The following is a 22,132-nucleotide window of genomic DNA, read 5'->3' on the forward strand; positions in this document are numbered from 1 at the left end:
CTCCAGGGAACGGCGAAGCGGGCAACTGCAAGCATTTGCGTTGCCCTGCTTCCGGGTGAATCTTTGATTGCTAGCGAATGAGTACACCACCCTGACCCTCCCGAATCGTGCCAATCTGCACCAACTCTGGAAGCAGGCTACGTGCCTCAAGCGCGCTCTTGGGTGCCAGCACAACAACCATGCCGATTCCCATGTTAAAAGTCCGATAGAGTTCTTCTTGCGGCAGGCTGCTCAGGCGAGCCAGGAGATCAAAGAGTGGTGGTACCTGCCAGGAGCCACTCTCAATTTCCGCCTGTATGCCAGGAGGAAGAATACGCGCGATATTACCCTGGAAGCCACCACCGGTAATATGTGCCATGCCCTTGATGAAGCGCCCTCTGTCCGCGAGATACGAGCGTAGTTGCTGCACTTCGCGTAGATAGCTGCGGTGCGGACGTAGCAACGCATCAGCCAGGGGCTCTCCTAACTCAGGATAGACTGTATCAAGAGATGTCTGCTCGAAGAGGCGGCGCACCAGCGAGTAGCCGTTGGTGTGTAAACCGTTGGATGGGAGACCCAGGATCACATCGCCGGGGCTGATGGTGCTGCCATTGACGAGTTCATTCTGTTCAACGATTCCCACAATGGTACCTGCCAGATCAAATGCGCCAGGCTGATAGACATCTGGCATCTCAGCGGTCTCGCCACCAAGCAAGGCACACCCTGCTTCTTTACAGGCATCAGCGACGCCCTGGACAATGCGAGCTACCTGGACTGGGTCCAGCTTGTTTACGGCGATGTAGTCCATGAAAAAGAGGGGACGCGCGCCCATCATTAACAGGTCATTAACAGAATGGTTGACGATATCATAGCCAATGGTATCAAAGCGTTTGGCCTGAGAAGCGATCAGCGTTTTTGTCCCCACGCCGTCGGTCGACGCGACCAGGGCAGGCTGCTGAAGCTTACGCTCGTCTTGTAGGCTGTAGGCTCCCGCGAACGCGCCCAGGCCTTCAAGTACCTGAGGACCATGCGTGGCCTGTACCGCCTTTTTCATCAGGCGTACCGCTTGCTCGCCAGCCTTGACATCCACACCACTATCCGCGTAGGTGTGTGGTGCTTGCTCTCTGCTGGGAGCAGCCTGTACGCTCGCTGTCGCCTTGAATGATCTTACTGGCTGGGGTGTACTTTCACCACTGGCGAGTTTCAGGGCACACTCATAGGCGTTCTTGAAGATGAGGAGGCCATCGCCAAAGTCGCCACTCTGTGAACGGCGCTGTGGATGCTGAAGTGCTGCTACAAAACGTTCTGGATGTGGCATGAGGCCAAAGACATTACCCTGTGTGTTACAGATACCCGCGATATTATCCATAGAGCCGTTTGGGTTAGCCGGATAGGCAACGGCATCACCCACCCGGCCTGTGGCCGTGGCATAGACCAGGGGAATCTGACCGCTGGTGTGTAGCTCGCTTAACTCGCCGTTATACACAAACTGCCCTTCGCCGTGCGCAACGGGTAGCTCTATAGGCTGTTCTAAACCCTGCGTGAAGATGCAATTGCTCGGTTGGAAGGCCAGGGTTACCCAGCGGCACTCAAACTGGGCTGCCTCGTTCTCTGTCAGGGTGGAGTGTGCTACTCCGCCCTCTCCATCGCTCGCAAGGCGACCAGGCAAAAGGCCAGAGCGTACCAGGACCTGGAAGCCATTGCAGACACCTAGTACCAGGCGCCCCTCCGCTACAAAGCGGCGGAGCTGCTCACCCAGGTGGATTGTCAGATTCTTTGCCAGTAGCGTGCCTGCTCCCAGATCATCTCCATATGAGAAGCCACCGGGTAGGGCCAGGAAGTGATAGTCCAAAAGCGATTCTGGTTGCTTTAGGAGCTGATTGATATGCACCAGTTTGGTGTCAAAGCCAACCAGGCTACAGGCCTGGGCCATCTCCCGGTCGCAGTTAATACCGGGGGCGCGCAAGACGAGCGCGCGTGGTTTTCCGGTCATGCCTGTCCTCCCTTCCAAGCCTCTTGTAACTCTTCAACGCTGACGTTAATGAGCTCCTCATCGCCATCCTGGACAATAAAGCGTGGTGTATTGGTGACTGTACCCAGATAGGCTAGGTCCTCAACGCCAGCGGCACGCAAATGCTGCTCGAAGGCGTTCAATTGCTCGGGTGTTATCTCAACTATGAAACGCGAAGGCGATTCGCTAAAGAGGCGTACGATATTGCGCGCATGTGGATGCACTTCATCCAGAGCCGCGTCTGTGCGCGCGACCTGAGATACGTCAAGTTTCGCGCCCAGCAAGCTCGCCAGTGCCATCTCGGAGGCTGCGACAGCAAGTCCACCCTCTGAGAGGTCGTGACAGGCACGTACCATTCCCAGGCGAATGGCTTCGCCCAGAACCTTCATAGTGGTATATGCGTGTTCGATCTGGACCTGGGGGACCGCCGTCTGGGGGACAAATTGCGCGAATGAGGCCTGATCGATGATCTCTGTATAGTGCGAACCCGCGAGCTCATTGCGCGTCGTGCCTACCAGATAGAGCAGGTTACCCGGTGTCTTTAAGGACATATCAACGGTCCTGCTGGCATCATCAATCACGCCAACCGCTGAAATGACCAGTGTAGGGATCACCGGCATCCGCTGTCCATCGGCGCGGTACTCGTTGTTGAGACTATCCTTGCCTGAGATGAATGGGACCTTGAAGCCTATTGAGGCGTCATAACATCCCTTTACAGCCCGCACCAGCATACCAAGTTGCTCTGTGTCGTTCGGGTTACCCCAGCAGAAGTTGTCTAGCACAGAGGTGCGTGTGATGTCGCCGCCAACTGCGGTCAGGTTACGCAGAGCCTCGTCTACGGCATTCAATGCCATGTGGTAGGGGTCAATTCTGCCATAGAGAGGATTGACGCCATTCGAAAGCACGATGCCTGCCTGACTTGGCTTATCTATAATGGGCTGAAGCACGGCGGCATCGCCGGGACCATTGCCGGACCTTCCAACCATTGGCTTGAGGACGGTCGCGCCCTGCACCTCATGGTCATAGCGCCGTACAACATCTTCCTTAGAGGCAATGTTAGGGTGGCGCAGGAGTGTCAGCAGCGTTGGCGTGAACGAATGAGTAATTGCTTCGGAATTGCTTGGTGTCCAGGATCCTGCCACCTGTGTGCTGGCTTCTGGACGTGCCCAGGAAGCTTCAAGCTCCTTCACAGGGTTGCCATCGTGCAGGAACTCCATGGAGAGGTTCGCGACCTCCTGACCCTGGTATAAGATAGTCAGGCGTTGATCGTTGGTGAACTCGCCAAGAATGCTAGCCTCTACCTCTTCAATCGCGCAAATGTCCAGTAGCGCTTGTAACTTCTCTTGGGGAACGGCCAACACCATACGCTCCTGAGCTTCGGAGAGCCAGATCTCCCAGGGGGCGAGCCCCTGATATTTCAATGGAGCATTGGTCAGCTCAACGCGTGCGCCAGTCTTCTCGCCCATCTCACCTACAGCTGAGGAGAAGCCACCCGCGCCACAGTCTGTAATCGCGTGATAGAGTCCCAGATCGCGAGCCTGGATGATAACATCGGTTACTTTCTTCTCGGTGATCGGTGCGCCAATCTGGACGGCGGTACCTGCCTGTGTATTAATCTCATGGCTCATCTCGCCCGAGGAGAAGGTCGCGCCATGTACACCATCACGTCCAGTGCGTCCACCTAAAACCACAATCAGGTCACCAGGCTCTACCTGGCGGGGGTGGCTTCCATGTGGAAGCATGCCCAGGCAGCCACAGAAGACAAGCGGATTATAGGTAAAGCCTGAGTGGTAGAGTACCGCGCCATTCACGGTGGGAATACCCATTTTGTTGCCATAATCGCGCACGCCACTCACCACGCCACTTGCGATCCGCCGTGGAGAGAGCACGCCCTTTGGCAATGTCTTGCTATCGGTATCGAGGGGACCAAAGCAGAGGATATCGGTACAGGCAATAGGTTGAGCCGAGACTCCGACCACGTCGCGAATTACACCACCAACTCCTGTATTCGCACCACCAAATGGCTCGATGGCTGAGGGATGGTTATGTGTCTCGACCTTAAAGGCTATGTCATGTGTCTCGGTGAAGCGCACGATGCCCGCATTATCGCTAAAGGCCGAGACCAAGTAGGGGTGCTGTACCTCATCGGTCGCGCGCATGATATAACTCTTGAGCAGGCCGCGAATGGTCTCCTGCTCAAGCTCATTGCCCTGAGCGTCAACTTCATGATAACGAATGGTCGCCTTAAAGGTCTTGTGCGAACAATGCTCAGACCAGGTTTGAGCCAGTGTCTCCAGTTCCACGTCGGTTGGTTCGCGCCCCTGCTCGCGAAAATGCTGCTGAATGGCGCGCATCTCGCTCAGATTAAGCGAGAGAAGCCCTTGCTTACTTACCTCTTGCAACTGCTCATCACTCATCGATGTCAGTGGAATCGTCGCTACCTGAGTGGCTGTATTTCCATTATCGACCTGCGCCTCAAGCGGGCTATGCGTGGCTGGTGCCAGACCATTGCCGTGCGCGAGATGCAGTTCATAGTTCTGAATAACTGGATTAAAGAGCAGTGCTTCAGCGATAGTATGTACCTCGGCTTCGCTCAAACGTTCGTCGAGCAGATAGCGCCGTCCTGTCTCCACATGCTCAATTCCGCTCAGGCCCAGCATGCGCGCTCCTTCCAGAACGCTTTCAGCCAGGGTATCAGTCACACCGGGGTGAAAAAAGACATCGACCGTATGCGCATTGTTGGCATAGGTCGATAGGTGTGCTTCCTGAATAACAGGATCAGTTAGCAGTTCCTGTGTAAGTCGCTCGGTATCCTGCGGTGACAGTGAGCCCGTAAGCTGGTACAGTTGAGCTGTATGGAGGTAGAGTGGCGTATCAGAAATAGCTGCAAGCGAAGGAAGTGTATCGATAGGTAATTGTAGTATCTCGCGAGCAAGCTTGCGAGCGTTCACATCATGACGCTCAGAAGTTGCGCGTACCTCAATCTGAAATGATGTCACGTTTCTATATCCTGGCTGGCGTTATCTATCATACTCTCCTTATTTAGAAAGCCCGAGCGTGTTGATGCGGCGTGGACTTTCGTATAAGGCCATAGCATGGCATGCTGGAAGTACATTCGTCATTCTCATTTGGAGGCAGTAAAATGCCTTTATGATGGTTAGCTTCGCTACGACGAATAAGCAGCATGTCCCACCTATGGCGCGAAGCGACCTTAGCGGATGGGACATGTCCATTGTAGCACCAAGAAAGGCGAAGTAGCAAACTCGTCTCCCTTCCTGAATACTATAGTGTGACTGTTTATGATCTCTCTTCTCCTACAATGTTGAGAAGCCTGCGGTAGAGCGGAATCTGAAGCTTGGGATTATAAAGAAAAGCCAGGCAAAGCACCAATGCCTGGCTTTTCTGAAAGTGAGTAGAGTATCTATTGTTCCTATTTGCGAGAGAGAATACGCTTGAGAATAGCCGTAACTCCGCCATCCATTGCGCCACTAATAAACTCGCCAAGTGAGGACTTGGGTGGTGGCGTGTCCAAAGATGGGAAATTCGAGGCTTGTGGTCCAGGCCGATAAGGATTGGGTTGGTACTGTTCAGATTCATGTTGCTCAGGATTGTCTGGATGCTGATAGGAGTTCTGCTGATACTGAATGTGTTCCTGATTCGGCCCCAAAATGGATTTATTGACTGGCGTTGGAGCTATCTGCTGTCCCGGACCTGATCTTGGTATCGCGTTCTTGGGAAAGCTCTTATATACCGGAGTTTGTTCAGGCATGCTACTATCAGTGGACACTTCAGGCTGCTCCTCTTCGGCTGAGTCACTCTTTGCGGCGTCAGATGTCGCTTCCGGAGAAGGCTCATCGAGTGGTGTGGAGGGAACCTGTTGACCCTGTCCTGATATTGGGATTGGTGCGTTGCTTGACATAGAGACGGCTTGCTGACCCACTCCTGAGCTTGGGATGGCTATTGTATAAGGGGTTTGTTGACCCTGTCCCGAGGGTGGGAATATTGGCGTGTGAGGTGCTTGCTGCATGATGCTCGCACCTGTTCCCTGTGGCAGAGGCTGATCTATATGCATCAGGTAGACGGAGCCGCCCCCTGGTGGCCTATCGAAATGGTGTGTGGGATCGTATGCTAGAATGCCTCGCTCAAAGCGCTGATAGGACCACTGGCTACCAGGGTTTGGATAGAACTCGTTCATGAGTGGGAGACCCAGGTAGGTTAGACCATTCTTGGCGCTTCCACCAAACTGGCAGTAGAAGTTGAGTATGCTCGCCATGAGATAAAACCCATTGGTCTTGCAGCGCCAGCGTCCGTTACTGGCTTGCTCAAAGTAGCGTGCGACTAGCGCATCGCTGAGGCTGATTCCTGCCCCGCTTGGTGGGGGATTGCCGCCATTGGAGCCGCCGCTACCATCGCCCGAGCCACCACTCGAACCTCCACTGTTCAGGTACGAGATCAACTCATCCCAGGGGTAGGGACCAGGGCAGCGACTTCGATTGACAGGATCCATCGAATAATGCCCAGTAATCCCCCCATTGGCGTCCGCGCGGCGCAGAGGGATCTTATAGCGCGCGCAAATGTGGCTGATCAGGCGAAAACTAGCTGCTTTCTGTGCGTCGGTAAGCACATCGGAATTATCAGTATGTGGCTTTACATGCTCAATAGAAATGGTAACCCAGTTTGGATTTATGCTGGAGGTCCACCAGGGATCATGCCCAGTGCTGATAACCCCATTTCCCCAGGCCCCATCCTTTTCAGCTACGCACTGAACAATGGTACCATCCTGCCCGATCACATAATTCGCGCTGACATCTGCTGTCTGGAAGTAGGTGCCAACATCGCGGGCACTATTGAAGCCCGCCGTTCCATGCACAATAACCCATTTGGGAGTATAACCATTGCGGTTCTCAAAGTAGTTAGGAGAAGGTATCCACACTGCCCCTGCTTCATCCACCATATGCGCACTCCTTTGAATTGCTTAGATCCCGCGCCTGCTATGCCATCGCACATTTACGCATCATACATGACTGTTAGAATGTGTGATACGCCATAAAGTATACTCCATAAGAAGTGGATTGAACAGACAAAACATTCGTATATATTGACTAGAGTGTACAAGGAAGGAATGCCTCTGTTGGGGCATTCCTTCCTTGTACACTCTAGTCAATATGCTTATCTTAGATGATACCTTCTAGCTCACCCTTGGGGTCACGTAGCATCAACTCAGGGACTGCTTTGTGTGGATCGAGATCCTGGAAGAGGATCTGACTGAGCTTGGCTGTGATGGGCATCTCCACGTTATAACGCTCCGCCAGTCTGAGGGCGGCACGAATTGTATACACACCCTCTGATACCGAGTGGGTCGATTTAAGGATTGTCTCCAGTTTCTCGCCTGCTGCCAGGCGACGCCCCAATTGTTGATTACGGCTCAATGGGCTTGCGCAAGTCGCGATGAGGTCGCCAATACCTGCCAGCCCAACGAAGGTAAGTGGGTTTGCTCCAGCGGCGAGACCCAGGCGTGCGATCTCCGCGACTCCTCGCGTAATAAAGGCTCCCTTCGCGTTATCGCCGTAGCCTAGTCCTTCAGTCATGCCAGCCCCAATCGCAATGATGTTCTTCAAGGCTCCGCCTAGTTCCACCCCAATGACGTCGTCTGAGGTATAGACGCGATAGTTTGAGGTTGTGAGCCAATCCCGACAGGTAATCGCGATCGCCTGGTTTGAGCAGGCTACTACAGCGGCGGTCGGCTTCTCCAGCGCGACTTCACGCGAAAGATTGGGCCCACTAAGTGCTGCTATGCGTCCAATCGCGTTCGGCAATTCTTCCGAGATAACCTCAGTCATACGTTTCAAACTATCAATCTCTACACCTTTGCTAGCGCTGACCAGCAAAGTTTTTTGAGAGAGATGTGGCGCGAGAAGACGCAGGTTTTCGCGCATGCGTTGTGAAGGTGTGACCAGCAACAGCAAGTCCTTATCATGTGCTGCTTCAGCAATATTTGCGCTCACTTGTAGTGTCTCTGGGAACGTTATGCCAGGAAGAAACATGCTGTTCTCGCGCCGTTCTTGTATCTCTTTTGCACGTTCGGCTCTATATTCCCAGAGCGTTGTTGGAATGCCTTTCTTCGCTAGCAGCAACGCCAGGGTTGTGCCCCAGGCACCACTACCTATCACACCTGCTGATACCATCTCTTCTCCTTAAACAAACTCGAATTTCTCATCATAAAAAATCGGGCGCATAAGTGCTAGATGCACATCCTTGAATGAGGACGGATTTTTGCCTAAGCTCTCTTCTGAAGCAAATTTCTTCAGGCTTATTGTAGCATAGCGTGAGACGAAAGGGTGGGGGGCATGGACCGACAGATATCTTATTGCTTCGAGCGCTCTGATGACGAACGCATCTGCCGACGGAAGGCAGTGGGACTAAGTTGGAAGTGTCGGCGGAAGGCTTTGCAGAAATGGGTCGCGTTCGCGAAACCTGTTGCCAGAGCAATATCTTCTAGCCGTTGATGGGTATAGATTAGTTGGCTTGTCGCCTCTTCCAGGCGGACCTGCGTCATGTATTGAGCGGGAGGATGCCCCGTGATGGTCTTAAAGTGGTGGCTGAAGGCACTTCGGCTCATATTGTAGATTTCAGCGAGCGCTTCTACTCCAACTGCTTGAGGCAACGTTCGCAAAACATAGCTACGCACATGTTGTAACAGGCGCTCTCGTTCAGCTTGTGGATAACGTTGATTGAACAGGCTGCGTTCATACTCGATCAGGAAGCGGAAGAGGTTCTCCTCTTCCACGAAAGAATCATATGGTACTGGAGCATATATGTGTTCTAGTACCTCTACTGCGCGCTTGATGAGTATGCTATCCGCTTCGATATGCAGGAGAGCGCCGAAGTCTTGGATCTGTTTGACAAAGCGACTGACGATATATGGATGGCGAATGAGAAGCCAGAAGAAAGACCAGTGTTCAGACTCAGGTGGAAAATAGTAGTGATGGTTTGAAGGGACATGAGCGATAAAAGCCATCCCAGGAGTGACCTTGGAGAGCGTTTTGTTCTCTTTATAGTATCCCCAACCAGACAGCGTATATTGAAAGATAATATATGGATGTGCTGCCTCACCCCTCGTTTCAAACCATGCCAGGAATAATGCTCGCCTGTCGCATGGCTCTCCAAGGCCGATCCATAGACGAGCGCGGAATAGTGTGATTGGTGATGAGCCAGGTTGGTTAATGTGTCTATCTTTGGTGTTCGAGAAATTCCCCCCGGTTGGTCAATGTGGCGCAGGAGATCCAGTAGTTGTTCCAACGTTTATTCTTTCCTACCCTCTTATGCGAAAATTAACGCTACTAGATCCCTCTAGTCGCATCAGGTTTAGATCAACTTACTTCACAAATAGACCAATGGAAACACATGTAGACCTTGTATCAGGTTGGTTCTGTCAGCTACTCTTCTTCACAGAGAGAGTATAACATAGGTTGTATTTGAAAGGACCATTCATATGCCCATCAAAGTAGCTGTCATTGGTGCGGGATCTATTGGCTTCACGCGCCGATTGATGCGTGATATCTTGACTGTTTCAGAGTTAGCGGATACCATTTTTGCCTTTACCGACATATCACAACAAAACCTAGATATGGTTACTCAGCTCTGTCGGCGTGATATTGAGCATAATCAGCTACCCGCGACGATTGAAGCAACGCTGGATCGCACGCGCGCACTCGCGGATGCTGATTATATTCTCTGCACCATTCGCCAGGGGGGCTGGATGCCTTTCAGATGGATATCGACATACCTCTGAAATATGGGGTCGATCAGTGTGTCGGCGATACCATTTGCGCGGGTGGCATTATGTATGCACAGCGTACTATTCCTGCCCTGCTCGATTTCTGTCAGGATATTCGCAAGTATGCCAAGCCTGGCGCTCTGTTGCTGAACTACGCTAATCCTATGGCGATGAATGTTTGGGCATGCAATAAATACGGTGGAGTGCCAACGGTAGGGCTCTGTCATGGCGTTCAAGGTGCCCATTGGCAGATTACCAATTGTATTGAGCGCTGGGCTAAACAAGAGGGTTTGCTGGACGCCGAGGAGACTTTGCATCGTCGTGATGTGGATGTTATTGCCGCTGGCATCAATCACCAGACCTGGTTTGTCAAAGTCCAGTGGCGTGGTATGGATATGCTCCCTCGTCTTCTTGAGTTGTTTGAGCAGCACCCCACGTATGCCGAGACTGAGAAAGTGCGTATTGATGTGCTTCGACGCTTTGGTTACTACAGCACCGAATCCAATGGTCATCTGAGTGAATACCTACCCTGGTATCGCAAACGGACTGCCGAAATTCCCCAGTGGATTGATCTTTCGAACTGGATTCACGGAGAGACCGGGGGGTATCTCCGTGTCTGTACTGAGGGTCGTAACTGGTTTGAAACTGACTTTCCCAACTGGTTGCGAGAAGAGCCTGATACATTCACGCCGGAGACACGAAGTGAGGAACACGGGTCTTATATCATTGAGGCTCTGGAGACTGGGCGTGTCTATCGTGGTCACTTCAATATCGTCAACAAGGGACATATCACAAATCTGCCAGATGGATGTGTCATCGAGATACCTGGCTATGTCGACAAGAACGGAATCAATATGCCTGTCGTGGGGAATTTGCCACTGGCGTGTGCCGCGACCTGTTCAGCCAGTGTTCGGGTACAGGAGATGGGTATGGAAGCAGCCGTACGTGGCGATGTTACCTTGCTCAAACAAGCCATGCTTCATGATCCACTCGTCGGCGCTGTCTGTAATCCCGAAGAGGTCTGGCAAATGACAGATGACATGCTGATCGCGCAGGCCGCATGGTTACCACAATATCAGTCCGAAATTGCTGTCGCGCGCCAGCGTCTAGAGACAGCTAGCGTCAATGGGACCCGCGTTACCCTGCGCGAGACGGTAGGGGCGGCCCGTCTGCATACACGTTCAGTCGATGAAATGATGCAACAACCTGGCGAGGCGCGTTCAAACGCGGCTGCAGCTGATAAAGGGAAGATGACTCGCTAGCTTACCATCTCTCAGAAATAGTTTTTTTGTAGAGCGAGTAGGCACGATTGCTACCATCAATCGCGCCTACTCGCTCTCCTCTCGAAGTGCTTAAGCATTGAGTATCTTTATTCATGATAGAGATCATCGACTGAGACTGTAGATTCACCTTCTTTGAGGTCTTCTTCAAGTGGCGGCAGATCTTCGGGATTTTGTGGATTGATAAAGCCAATCAGAATACGAATTAGGCCGACAATGGCAACAATCGCCCCCAGGCCGATTAACAGACCAGGCGTTGAGTAGTAGATGCCCTGGCTTAGAGTAATGCCAACCCCAATGAATGCGATACCCAACACGAAGATGAAGAGCCCGCTCCATGTATATTTGTTGACCTTACTTCTGATCGCGCTATAGAAAACGCGCAATCGATGTCTGTAGGTAACCCTTTCTTGGACCATCTTGTTTTTCCTCCATGATGGTTTGTGTACGGCCTTCTTTATTATCTAATTACGCTATTGGGGCCAAATTCGATGCATATTCGCGTCTTGCCCTATATATGTGTATCTTTGTATGGAAGTTGACAGCATAAAAATTGTCTCCCTTGGGAGACAATTTGGGGATTAAGTACCATGCTCTTTTATCTATCCAGGTTCTTGTACGTCTAGATGGTATAACCGATCACTTATGAAAAGCCTCCCCGGTTTTGAAGCGTATTCAGGCGGAGAAACTGTTTTCAATAGGCTCTGATTATTTCTGCTCCACGCGTATCACGCAAGTATGATACGCGCTATCTAAGCTCAGGTCTGAGCGCGTTCTAGTATCAATTCAGGAAGAAATATTGGGCATGGAGAGATTCCTGGTATTGTTCTCCTAAGATCTTATGCGAAAATCAACCCTCATACGAGGGCACGGCGCCGCTGGTCGCGGCGAGCGCGCACTCCTTATACGAACATCTGATCGCGAAGCGCTAGCTGCCGTTCAGGCAGCGTTGATGTTCGTTGTAGCACACGCGCTCAGGTTGCCGCATAAGGAGTAAGAGATTGGTATAAAACGCTGCCTCATTATGGGATTACCCTGACCGTCAAATCGCATATCTTTACATGGTATGTCGAAGGCTGCTTGTCTGTCGCTGAAGATAGAGAAGCTAATGGAGTAGGAATACATTCGAAGGGAAGGGTACTATGAAACAGCATTATAACTCATCGGCAAATGCCAAACAGCTAACGCTTCTCTGTTGTTATGCTGCGGAAGATCAAGAACAACTTTCGTCGCTCAAGCGCTACTTTGTCTCGCTTTCAGATGAACGCGTTTGTGTCAGATTGGCGACTCTGGATATGGATGCCGCTTCGTTAGGCTTAGCGGAAGCTTCAGTAACGATTAGCGAGGCGCACATCATTCTCTTGCTGGTCAGCGATGCATTCAAGCGCTTTGGTGATGACAAGCATAGGGCTATGGAGCATATTCTGAATAGTGCTCGCCATGGAGACACGCGCGTCTTTCCCGTAGTCTTACGCAAGACGCGCTGGGCCGGGACCTCGTTTAGTATTCTCCGTCCTCTTCCCGCAAATGGCGCGGCCCTTCAAACTCGTATTGAAGAGCACTTTGATGCATCTATTATGGCAATTCTACTGAACGAATTGCGCATGGAGATGCACAAACTTGCTGATACTTTGGGCATTGCGCAGGATCACCCTCTGGCTCACACCAATGATGATGTCCGATACGCATATAGCCCGGATGTACAGGCGGTTGCTGAGGACGAGAAGCAACGCGAAGCCATGACGGATGAGTTACTTCTATTGCCCACACATTCCCCTATACCCCAATCTGCGAGGGATACTTCTAATAAGTCCCTGACCCGGTGGGTGAAAGTGGTACTACCTAAAGCTGATTATGCGCTGCCTCGTCGGAGAATCGCGTTGCGTCATCAGGTCCGAAGAAGTGTCCCTCGCGTGGTGATTGTAGTTGTGGTCGTGTGTTTAACTTGTAGCCTGTCACACTAGCCAACTCAGATGTATGATGTGCCAGAGGCAAGTTGGCCAACATCAGCAATGGAATGTTCACCTTTAGCATCAATAGTTCCATTGGAGGGATAAGGGCTTGCGACAAAAAAATACCCCGCCGCAAGTGCGGCGGGGTTTATAAAAGGCTAGATGTTTATGCGCTGGCGCTGGCTGGCGAGCGATATGACTCAGGAGCTGAGTTGATCGAACCAGTCTCAACCATGATGTCGCGTAATTGTTTGGCATCAATCGTCTCGTAGAGTCGGAGTGCCTTGGCGATGCGATCCAGCGCTTCTTTATGATCTCGTAACAGTGCCACAGCCTGTTGATGGGCTCTGTTCACGATACGCGTCACCTCTGCGTCAACGACAGTCGCGGTGCGTTCGCTATATTCGCGTGTACCACTCGCCAGGGCGGTACCAGAGAATGGATCCTCACGCTCACTGTACGAGATTTGCCCCAGTTGTTCGCTCATACCCCAGCGAGTAACCATCTGGCGAGCGATGGCAGTCACGCGTTGCAGGTCGTTCTCCGCGCCTGTCGTGATGCGTCCAATAGCGACCTCCTCGGCAGCTCGTCCGCCGAGCGCGGTTACCAGCTGCGCTTCCAGCATATCTTTGGCGTAATTGTAGCGATCATCGAGCGGAGTATATTGGGTGACGCCCAGTGCCTGACCGCGTGGAACAATCGTGACCTTTGTAACGGGATCAACTCCATCGGTCAGAATGCCCGTTAGCGCATGCCCGCCCTCATGATAGGCGACCACGTTGAGATCCTCTTCGCTCAGGATCAGTGGACGCTCAGCACCGAGCAAAATCTTATCCAGGGCCTCTTCAAAGCAGCGCTGATTGACGGCATCTAGATTGCGCCGCGCTGCCAATAAGGCTGCCTCGTTGACGAGATTTGCCAGGTCAGCACCAACCATACCCGGAGTGGCACGCGCAATAGTGATCATATCAACATCAGGTGCCAGAGGAACATCACGTGAGTGAATCTTCAGGATTGCCAAGCGACCATTCCAGTCTGGGCGATCCACTGTTACGCGGCGGTCGAAGCGACCAGGGCGGAGCAAGGCTTTATCTAGCCCATCGGGGCGGTTTGTCGCAGCGATGACTACCACAGCCTGACGAGAGTCAAAACCATCCATCTCGACGAGCAACTGGTTGAGAGTTTGCTCACGCTCATCATTGCTATTAATGCTTGAACCGCGCTGACGACCAACGGCATCAATCTCGTCGATAAAGATGATGCTGGGCGAGGCCTTCTTAGCTTGCTCAAACAGGTCGCGTACACGGCTGGCACCAACACCAACAAGGACCTCGACGAACTCGGAGCCACTCATAGAGAAGAATGGCACACTGGCTTCACCTGCTACGGCGCGTGCTAACAACGTTTTACCAGTTCCAGGAGGGCCCACCAATAGTACACCACGCGGAATTTTACCGCCCAGGCGTTGGAACTTTTGAGGCGTGCGCAAGAACTCAACTACCTCAACCAGATCGTTCTTCGCTTCATCTACGCCTGCGACATCCCCGAAGGTGGTGCTGGGGCGATCTTCCAGAACCATCTTGGCGCGGCTCTTGCCGAAGCTGAAGATGTTCTGCTGGCTCTGGTTGGCTCGACGCAGAATGAAGAAGAAGATGATAATGAGGCCGATCCAGGGGCCAATATTGATAATGAAGCTCCAGAAGAGGTTATTATCGCTATTGGGTTTAGCTGAGAACGCGACGTTATTCTTGATTAGTAACTCGGTAAGCTGTGGATCGCCATTGGGAAGTTGGGTAAAGTGGAAAGTATCACTCTTCTTTGCCTGCCCATTGGCATCAATAACGGTAATCGCGTTTTTGAACGTGCCATATGCGTCCTGCCCCTGGAACGTGACGCTTTTAACATTCTGAGCCTGCACTTGCTGGTAGAACTGGCTGTAGGGAACTTCAACCGCATTGGCGTTAGCGTTGGTGTTCGAGCCAGAAACAAAAAACTGGAACAAATACCAGATTCCTAGCAGCAAAACGATAAGCAGGACGGCACGGATCAGGAGTGAGGTGCCGCCATCACGCGGACCACCCGGGGTATTCCCATTATTTCCATTATCGGAACCGGGGGTGCGTGGTTCATTGGAATTATTATTCTGATACATATATATAGCCTGAGCGTCCATCTAGTTCAGACCTACTTTCTTTGTCTGACGAGACCTTCTAAGCATATGGACTTCCTTTCGTCATACAACCACCTTAGAGATAATGTGAGGAGCGCATCCTCAGCGCCTGAAAGGTTCAGACCTCTGCTTGAAGCTGCCTGACAGAGTTTAGGATTTCTACGAAAACCAATGCCACTATCGTGACTGGCGCGAACACCTTATCCGAAAACCAACGCGCTGCTGTACCCTGTACGGGGACGTGGTTAGTGCTGCCACGCTCAGGCTCTCGAATAAGGAATAATATGTAAGACGATACGAGACCCAATTTGTATATGAGTTGCGTAGGCCACCTTGAGTGAATATTCCATCAACTCTCTAATCGGGTGATGGTAGGTAGATATGAAGCGTCGTATTCTGCATAGTACACGGACGACAAGCTTTCGTCTACTACCCGACAACTCTCCTATGGATAATCATACAGTCCCGCTGCTATCCTGAGTGGATGTACCGGCAAAGATGTTCCGTGTGGAGAAGGATCTCTTAATTGTGATACGTTGTGCTCAAGCAAAGGTTACAGTACTGTGTTAGCCTATCCCCACAAGAGCCCATAGTTATCAATCCATATTGTATTCCTAAAGAGCTTGCCTGTCCACCAGGATTGGAGTATACTAATCGGGCACACCATAGGTGCCTGTGCTGAGTGTTTCTAAGGCTAACATATGCCGATTTGTCCAGGATACTTGACAGGGCACAAAGGATGTAGTATTATGTAAAACGTTGACGCGGGATAGAGCAGTGGTTAGCTCGTCGGGCTCATAACCCGGAGGTCACAGGTTCGAATCCTGTTCCCGCTATCGCAGGTCAAAAAACCTGTGTTGTTCGCGCATCATTATTCGCGCATTTCTCTTAACGCGGGATAGAGCAGTGGTTAGCTCGTCGGGCTCATAACCCGGAGGTCACAGGTTCGAATCCTGTTCCCGCTACCAGGCTATTTAGCCTTATATCGCGTATGCGTATTGACGCGGGATAGAGCAGTGGTTAGCTCGTCGGGCTCATAACCCGGAGGTCACAGGTTCGAATCCTGTTCCCGCTACTAAGAGAAGTTCTCTGGCTCATTGTCAGGGAACTTTCTCAGTTCGTCTACCAAGCCTCTTGACAGCCTATGGTATGATGATTTTCGAGATTATGGCGGCTTAGCTCAGGCGGTAGAGCAAGGGACTCATAAGCCCTGTGTCACTGGTTCGAGTCCAGTAGCCGCTACCAGATAGCCCTCCGTTTGCTTTTAAAGCAGGCGGAGGGTTTTTATGTTTGTCTATACATTCTTTGGTATCATTTCCAATATTCTAAATTGATAGATCGTGGTAACAATTGTTGCTAGCTTTATTGTGAAAGGTAGTATAAGAGATTTTGTGGAGAAATATGTGGATAACTTGTGGATAACTCAAATGTGAGGCTGATATCAGGAGTTGCTAGGCAATTCTGGTATCAGCCTCATGTTGTATATATCGGTTTGATAGATGGTTGCTCTACTTGACATCTGCGACGCTATAACCCGCGTCGTCAAGGGCCGCTTCGATCTTTTCCATGGTGACCTGTTCTGGCTGATAGCCAAAGGCGACGGTCTTGCTGGAGAGATCTATGTTGACACCTTCGATACCATCCAGGCTCTTGAGGGCGTTGTTGATGGCGTTTACACAATGCTCACAGCTCATATCAGGCACGGAAAGAGTTACTTCTTTCATTAGTTGGTCCTTCTATCTTAAAGAGATATATCGAATAGAGATAATGTGAGACGCATCTCGCGATTATGCAAACTCTATTTGTTGCCCGCGACACCATAGAGTTGCAACAGTTCTTCAACTACTGCCTCCTCGCGCCCCTCTTTAATCCCTTCGATGACACATGATTGCAGATGCCCATTCAGAATGAGGAGCTCAAGCTTTTCGATGGCTTTGCGTACGGCATGAGTCTGGCGTAAGACATCGACGCAGTACTTATCTTCCTCCACCATTTTACGAATTCCCGCGATATGGCCCTCAATGTAGTTGAGCCGCTTGAGGACATCCTGCTTCTCCGCCTGCATTTCCTCTGCCTCCTGATGCAATACTATCAGCAATGTGACTGCTCATTATCAATATGACTGATAAGTTTCCGCCGTCGACCTGCTTGAAATTTCCTTTTCCCATACCCCGTACCGGGGGGTATGGGTCAATTATAGCATGTGTTCATTAACTACACAAGGCATCTCTATCATCGTGAATAAGCGCAGGCGGAAAGGGATTTTGGCGCAACAACGAGATGGTGTTCAGCGTCAGCGCACGGTATGCTATAATGCGCCCTGAATATCTCATCGCTTTTCCACTTTTGCCCTATCAGGGAAGAAAAGCAAGGTGGGAGAGTATATCTACCTGTGTCGTTCGTTGGGAAGGCTGGCTGAAACCACAATGCTCATTACACGGATCGAGTTAGAGAATATCAAAAGCTATCGCCGCTTTCAGGTGGATTTCCGCCGTGGAACGACGGCCATTGGTGGTGCCAATGGTGCAGGCAAGACCACCCTGGTTGAAGCTATTGGCTTTGCGCTCTTTGATTATCTGCCCTATAGTCAGGTACGTTTTGTGCGTGAGGGCGAGAAGTGGGGACGTGTACTGGTGCATCTCATCGGCGGCGATGAGCGCCCGTATGTTGTGGAACGACGTTGTGGCTCAGGTGCCCGTTGGCTGATTCACGACGAAGAGGCCAACATGCGCATTGAGCAGAATACGGATGTCCTTGATAAGTTGCATGAATTGTTTGGCATTGACCGTGAGCGCCCCCTGGCATCACTCTTCCGTGATGCGCTAGGTGTACCACAGGGTACCTTTACCTCTATTTTTCTGGATGTGGCGAGCAAGCGTAAGCAGACCTTTGATGCTCTGCTCCAGATCGAGGATTATAAGGCCGCCGCTGACTACCTGCTCGATTCGCAGAAAGACTATAAGGAGCAGATGCAGCAGCACCAGGGGCGCATCGACCAGCTTGAGTATGAGACACGTGAGCTTGAGGACTGGCGTGAGCGTTTACACAATGCACGGCAGGAAGATGAGCAGCAGAAGCTACGCAATACTGAACTTACAAGCTCGCTCAGTTACTATGAGGAACGTGAGCAAGCCCTGAATGCGGCTTACAACCATCTGCAAGAGCTTCGTCGTGCCGCCGAATCTGGGCGCAACCAGTATGACATCACGCAACAACTGCTGGCAAGCACACGGCAGGCGCTTGCGCAGGCGCGTGCTGCTCAACGCATTGTGCAAGAGGCTGAATCTGATTATCAGCGCCACCTTCAGGCGGGAGAGATGCTAGTCATGTTGCGCTCACAGGAGCAGCAACGTAACCGTCTGTTACAAGAGCAGGCTAGTTTGAGTAGCCAGCGCTCTTCTATTCGTTCAACCATGGAGAGCCTGGATGGACGCTTGGACGAGGTGACGCAGGCGCGCCTGCGTATCGAAGCTCTTGCGCCCGAAGTCCAACGTCAACAAGAGCTTGAGCAGCGCCGTGATGAATTACTCCAAAATGTCAGGCTATACAACTCAATGCGTGAAGAGGGGCGAGCCCAGCGTGAACGCCTGGAAAAAACGATACAGTCTCTGGCTACGTTAGAGCAGCGTATCGCTCGCATTGAGCCCCTGGTGGAGATCGCCGCGCATCTTACGGAACATGAACAGACCCGGACTCGCTTGCATGTGCAGAGTATCGAGCGCAAGAATAAATTTCAGCAACTCCAGGAAAAAAGCCGTGCTCTACGAGAGAAACGCGAGCAACAGGCTCCACTCCTCGAACGTCTGCGTAAGGCCGAGCGCAATCTAGAAATTATCGAAGAGCATCGCCAGGAGGCTGAGGCTATGCCTGGCTTGCAGCAAAGCTTGCAAGATATTACAGCGCGCCTGAACCGTTTGGACGGCAATATCGAAGCCTATACTGATTCCCTGGCGCAGTCCGCTGGTGGACAGTGTCCCTTCTTACGTGAACCTTGCCTGAATATCAAGCATCGGGGCATGGTCAGCCTGGAATCCTATTTCGAGAATCTGCTCGATGAGGAGCGGAACCAGCGTTCTCAAGTTCTCACGGAACAGAAGGTCGTTGTCAACCAGATTACTCAGATTCAGAAGTACGCCGATGCCCTGGACAAGCAAAGCCTATATGTCGAGAGGCACGATACTTTGGCGGAGCAAGCGCAACGGTTGGCAAGCGATATCGCATCACTTGAGCAGGAGAGCGCTGAGCTAGAGGCACAACTCGACCTGTTGCGTGATCATGAAGAGCGTGTGCGCGAGGCCGAGGCTGCCTACAAAGAGAGCAAGGCGGCGAGTGAGCAGGCCCATACGCTTCCTAATCTGCGTGAGCAAGCCCAACAGGCTCAGCAGCTTATCGCACAGTATGAGGCCGACCTCCAAACTCTGCGCGAGCGTGTCACACAGTTGCGCGATAGTGAGACCCATTTGCGACAGGTCGAGACCCAAATAGCGAGCCTCAATGATCCACGTGCCCAGTTGCGCGCGCAGCAACACATTGTATCGCAGGAGCCACGTTTCCAGGAGGAGCGTGGTCAGGCCATTCAACAGCTACAATTGTTGGATGAGCGCCTCTCATCCCTTGGAGATCGGCTAGCCGTGTTCCAGAACCTGGACATAGATATTCAGGCTCAGGAAGAGTCACGCCAGCAAACACTTGCGGCCCATCAGAACTATCTCAAGCATATCGAACAGGCGCGTGCCCTACCTCACCATGAAGAGAATTGCCAGCGGCAGGAGCAAGCGAATGAGCAGTCCCGGCAACGGATGCATGCCGCCGAGGAAGCCTATCAGCAAGCTCTGGCCTCTTTTAATGAGCAGGAGTTACAGGAAGTGCGCGCGCGACTACGCGATCTACATGGCGAGATCCGTGGTCTTGCGGAGCGCATGCAGCAAATTCAACGCGATATCAACGATGCCATGCAACGTATTGCCATCGCTGAAGAGAAGCTTCAGGAGCTTGAAGGCGTGCGCCAGGAGGCCCGTGAGCTTGAGGATCTACACACCATGATGGAGTACTTCCGTAAGGTGATCAAGGAGTCGGCTCCCTATGTGCTCAAAGCTATGCTTAATGATATCTCAGCTGAAGCCAACCGTATCTTTGGCGAGATTATGGGAGACCGCAGCGCGCAACTGACCTGGCAGAATGACTATGAGGTCGTGTTGCGTCGCCAGGGCGTAACGCGCAGCTTCGCGCAGTTAAGCGGCGGCGAGCAGATGAGTGCGGCTCTTGCCGTGCGTCTGGCTCTACTCAAGAAGCTTTCAACACTCAATCTGGCCTTCTTCGATGAGCCTACTCAGAACATGGACGAGTTGCGTCGTATGAATCTGGCTGAACAGATTCGCCGCGTACGCGGATTCGAGCAGTTGATCGTGATCAGTCATGACGATACCTTCGAGCAGGGATTGGATAGTCTGGTGCGCCTGCGCAAGGTTGGCGGAGAGACGCAACTGCAACAGGATGATATCGCGTCATCACAATTTGGTGATGATATGCTCGCCCGAGATACCGCGCCAGAGCAACCTATGGAACGCGTATAAGGTCATATGCGCAAGGAGCGTGTCCATGCTACACAAAGGCAAGTTATTGGCGGCCTTGAATCTCAAGCGAGGCCAATTCTCACTCTATGATGGCAATTATAGTGATCAGCTCAAATCCTATCGCCATGTGCTGGAAAACCTGTACCATCGCTACCCATCCAGCACGGCCCTTGAGCGCATTCTGCCACCCGCCGAGCCCGGTATGCCATCCGCCGGGGCGCGTCCTACAATAGAGTTCGATCATTGGCTAGCTGAGGCTCCCCTACGCGAGTATCACGCGCCATACTATCCCTTTGGCAACACTTTCGCTAACCATGAGCAGGCTCGTCAGTGGGCCGAGTGTATTGAAGGTGTGACTACGATAGCCGTGGATGGGAGCCAGTTGATGCCCTGGCGTGATGCCTCAATCCCAGTCGCCCTGGTCCAGGTTGGCTTTTTTGTGAATCCTCACTCGCGCCAGAGACCATATACGAAGGATGTGCGTCTGGAAGTGCTCGCACCTGACGACATCATGGAGGAAACACGCAAAGAGGGTGACGATCCCGATAGCTACCCCTATTCAGATATGCAGGTGACGTTGCGTCGCTATCTGCTTGAGATTGAGACGCTATGCAATTTGATGGAGCAGCACGCGCGCGCTCGGCGAGCCGATGACCCGGCGCATAGCCCGGTTGTCTTCTTTGACGGCTCGCTTGTTGTCTCCTTCGCCCTGACCATGTTGCCCCAATACCGCCAGCGCTATGTCGACTCCGCCGTTACCTTACTTAAACTTTCTGAAGAATTGCGTGTTCCTCTTATTGGCTATATCGATACCAGTTATGCGCGTGACATGGTTACTATGTTGCGACGTGTGGATGGTGTTGAGCGCCAGCCGATTTTGCGCGATACCAAGCGCATTCATGATGCTCTGCTCTGGCAAGGAAATTTAGGCTGGGGTGATCGTACACCTGCCATGCTCTGCTCGCGTAATGACATCCTCGATAGCTATGGTCCCTACCGAGATCGGGTAGCCTTCTGTTATCTGCAAACCTCGTCGACACGCCCTCCAGCCCGGTTAGAGTTTCCTCGCTGGATGCTTGATGATGGTTTGGTAGAGCCTGTCATGGATGTGGTACGTGCAGAGTCTGTGATTGGTAATGGCTATCCCTATGCTATTGAGACTGCCGACCAGGTTTCTGTCATTCGTATGGGAGATCGAGACGAATTCTATGCCCAGTTTCAGGAATTCATGCGCCAGCAGGGGATTATCTTTAACTACTCGCAAAAGTCCATGAGCAAGACGCGACGACGCAATGCTTGATGTTGCTTGTGAGGCGATAACACATGAGCGGGGGCGGGATTTGCTTCAGATAAATCCCGCCCCCGCTCATGTGTTATACTTGTACCAGGA

12 protein-coding genes, 4 tRNA genes and 1 pseudogene are annotated in these 22,132 nt (G+C 52.0%); 8 read left to right on the forward strand and 9 right to left on the reverse strand.

Annotated features, from left to right (window positions below):
* Positions 1-70: 70 nt before the first annotated feature.
* The 5 genes from purM to K3T82_RS12585 form a co-directional block, all read right to left on the reverse strand.
* A complete protein-coding gene (purM, locus tag K3T82_RS12565; protein ID WP_220193794.1) occupies positions 71-1,972 on the reverse strand; it encodes a phosphoribosylformylglycinamidine cyclo-ligase in 1,902 nt (633 codons plus the stop codon).
* On the reverse strand, positions 1,969-4,989 hold the full coding sequence (gene purL, locus K3T82_RS12570; RefSeq protein WP_220193795.1) for a phosphoribosylformylglycinamidine synthase subunit PurL: 3,021 nt from the start codon (positions 4,987-4,989) through the stop codon (positions 1,969-1,971). The genes purM and purL overlap by 4 nt, the downstream gene beginning before the upstream one ends.
* Positions 4,990-5,420: 431 nt before the next feature.
* Positions 5,421-6,944: a peptidoglycan recognition protein family protein gene (locus tag K3T82_RS12575; protein ID WP_220193796.1), complete on the reverse strand. Its 1,524-nt coding sequence runs from the start codon at positions 6,942-6,944 to the stop codon at positions 5,421-5,423.
* Between the two features lie 220 nt (positions 6,945-7,164).
* The gene (locus K3T82_RS12580; RefSeq protein WP_220193797.1) at positions 7,165-8,175 is read right to left on the reverse strand and encodes an NAD(P)H-dependent glycerol-3-phosphate dehydrogenase; all 1,011 of its coding nucleotides are present in this window, start codon (positions 8,173-8,175) and stop codon (positions 7,165-7,167) included.
* 179 nt (positions 8,176-8,354) lie between these two features.
* Positions 8,355-9,215, reverse strand: coding sequence for a helix-turn-helix domain-containing protein (locus tag K3T82_RS12585; protein ID WP_307811075.1), 861 nt, complete (start codon positions 9,213-9,215; stop codon positions 8,355-8,357).
* Positions 9,216-9,482: 267 nt separating this feature from the next.
* Here K3T82_RS12585 and melA point away from each other — a divergent pair.
* Positions 9,483-11,029: pseudogene (melA, locus tag K3T82_RS49885) on the forward strand (alpha-galactosidase).
* Between the two features lie 107 nt (positions 11,030-11,136).
* On the opposite strand, the gene K3T82_RS12595 reads toward melA, so the two are convergent.
* Positions 11,137-11,466: a hypothetical protein gene (locus tag K3T82_RS12595; RefSeq protein WP_220193799.1), complete on the reverse strand. Its 330-nt coding sequence runs from the start codon at positions 11,464-11,466 to the stop codon at positions 11,137-11,139.
* Positions 11,467-12,189: 723 nt separating this feature from the next.
* Here K3T82_RS12595 and K3T82_RS12600 point away from each other — a divergent pair.
* A complete protein-coding gene (locus tag K3T82_RS12600) occupies positions 12,190-13,011 on the forward strand; it encodes a hypothetical protein (RefSeq protein ID WP_220193800.1) in 822 nt (273 codons plus the stop codon).
* Positions 13,012-13,165: 154 nt separating this feature from the next.
* Here the strand turns inward: K3T82_RS12600 and ftsH are convergent, their stop codons facing one another.
* Positions 13,166-15,151 (reverse strand): ATP-dependent zinc metalloprotease FtsH, encoded by a 1,986-nt coding sequence (gene ftsH, locus K3T82_RS12605; protein WP_236031123.1) that lies wholly within the window; start codon positions 15,149-15,151, stop codon positions 13,166-13,168.
* 781 nt (positions 15,152-15,932) lie between these two features.
* Between ftsH and K3T82_RS12610 the strand changes: the two genes are divergently transcribed.
* The 4 genes from K3T82_RS12610 (at position 15,933) to K3T82_RS12625 (ending at position 16,414) form a co-directional block, all read left to right on the forward strand.
* A tRNA-Met gene (locus tag K3T82_RS12610) sits at positions 15,933-16,005 on the forward strand.
* 56 nt (positions 16,006-16,061) lie between these two features.
* Positions 16,062-16,137: transfer RNA gene (locus K3T82_RS12615), tRNA-Met, on the forward strand.
* Positions 16,138-16,171: 34 nt separating this feature from the next.
* Positions 16,172-16,244 (forward strand) — tRNA-Met (locus tag K3T82_RS12620).
* 94 nt (positions 16,245-16,338) lie between these two features.
* Positions 16,339-16,414, forward strand: a tRNA-Met gene (locus K3T82_RS12625).
* A gap of 263 nt (positions 16,415-16,677) precedes the next feature.
* Here K3T82_RS12625 and K3T82_RS12630 read toward each other — a convergent pair.
* Together K3T82_RS12630 and K3T82_RS12635 are read right to left on the reverse strand one after the other, a co-directional pair.
* The gene (locus K3T82_RS12630; protein WP_220193802.1) at positions 16,678-16,893 is read right to left on the reverse strand and encodes a heavy-metal-associated domain-containing protein; all 216 of its coding nucleotides are present in this window, start codon (positions 16,891-16,893) and stop codon (positions 16,678-16,680) included.
* Between the two features lie 74 nt (positions 16,894-16,967).
* A complete protein-coding gene (locus K3T82_RS12635; protein ID WP_220193803.1) occupies positions 16,968-17,234 on the reverse strand; it encodes a metal-sensitive transcriptional regulator in 267 nt (88 codons plus the stop codon).
* Between the two features lie 307 nt (positions 17,235-17,541).
* On the opposite strand from K3T82_RS12635, the gene K3T82_RS12640 reads away from it, so the two are divergent.
* Positions 17,542-20,742, forward strand: a complete 3,201-nt coding sequence (locus K3T82_RS12640; protein ID WP_220193804.1) for an AAA family ATPase — start codon at positions 17,542-17,544, stop codon at positions 20,740-20,742.
* Between the two features lie 25 nt (positions 20,743-20,767).
* Positions 20,768-22,042, forward strand: coding sequence for a DNA double-strand break repair nuclease NurA (locus K3T82_RS12645; protein ID WP_220193805.1), 1,275 nt, complete (start codon positions 20,768-20,770; stop codon positions 22,040-22,042).
* Positions 22,043-22,132: the final 90 nt, after the last annotated feature.

This window comes from Ktedonospora formicarum, assembly GCF_016587355.1.
Lineage (GTDB): Bacteria > Chloroflexota > Ktedonobacteria > Ktedonobacterales > Ktedonobacteraceae > Ktedonobacter > Ktedonobacter formicarum.

Excerpts from the sequence above, each read along its gene's own strand:
- K3T82_RS12575 (WP_220193796.1), bottom strand. The coding sequence starts at position 6,944 with ATGGTGGATGAAGCAGGGGCAGTGTGGATACCTTCTCCTAACTACTTT.
- K3T82_RS12595 (WP_220193799.1), bottom strand. The coding sequence starts at position 11,466 with ATGGTCCAAGAAAGGGTTACCTACAGACATCGATTGCGCGTTTTCTAT.
- ftsH (WP_236031123.1), bottom strand. The coding sequence starts at position 15,151 with ATGTATCAGAATAATAATTCCAATGAACCACGCACCCCCGGTTCCGAT.
- K3T82_RS12635 (WP_220193803.1), bottom strand. The coding sequence starts at position 17,234 with ATGCAGGCGGAGAAGCAGGATGTCCTCAAGCGGCTCAACTACATTGAG.
- K3T82_RS12645 (WP_220193805.1), top strand. The coding sequence starts at position 20,768 with ATGCTACACAAAGGCAAGTTATTGGCGGCCTTGAATCTCAAGCGAGGC.
- K3T82_RS12580 (WP_220193797.1), bottom strand. The coding sequence starts at position 8,175 with ATGGTATCAGCAGGTGTGATAGGTAGTGGTGCCTGGGGCACAACCCTG.
- purM (WP_220193794.1), bottom strand. The coding sequence starts at position 1,972 with ATGACCGGAAAACCACGCGCGCTCGTCTTGCGCGCCCCCGGTATTAAC.
- K3T82_RS12600 (WP_220193800.1), top strand. The coding sequence starts at position 12,190 with ATGAAACAGCATTATAACTCATCGGCAAATGCCAAACAGCTAACGCTT.
- K3T82_RS12630 (WP_220193802.1), bottom strand. The coding sequence starts at position 16,893 with ATGAAAGAAGTAACTCTTTCCGTGCCTGATATGAGCTGTGAGCATTGT.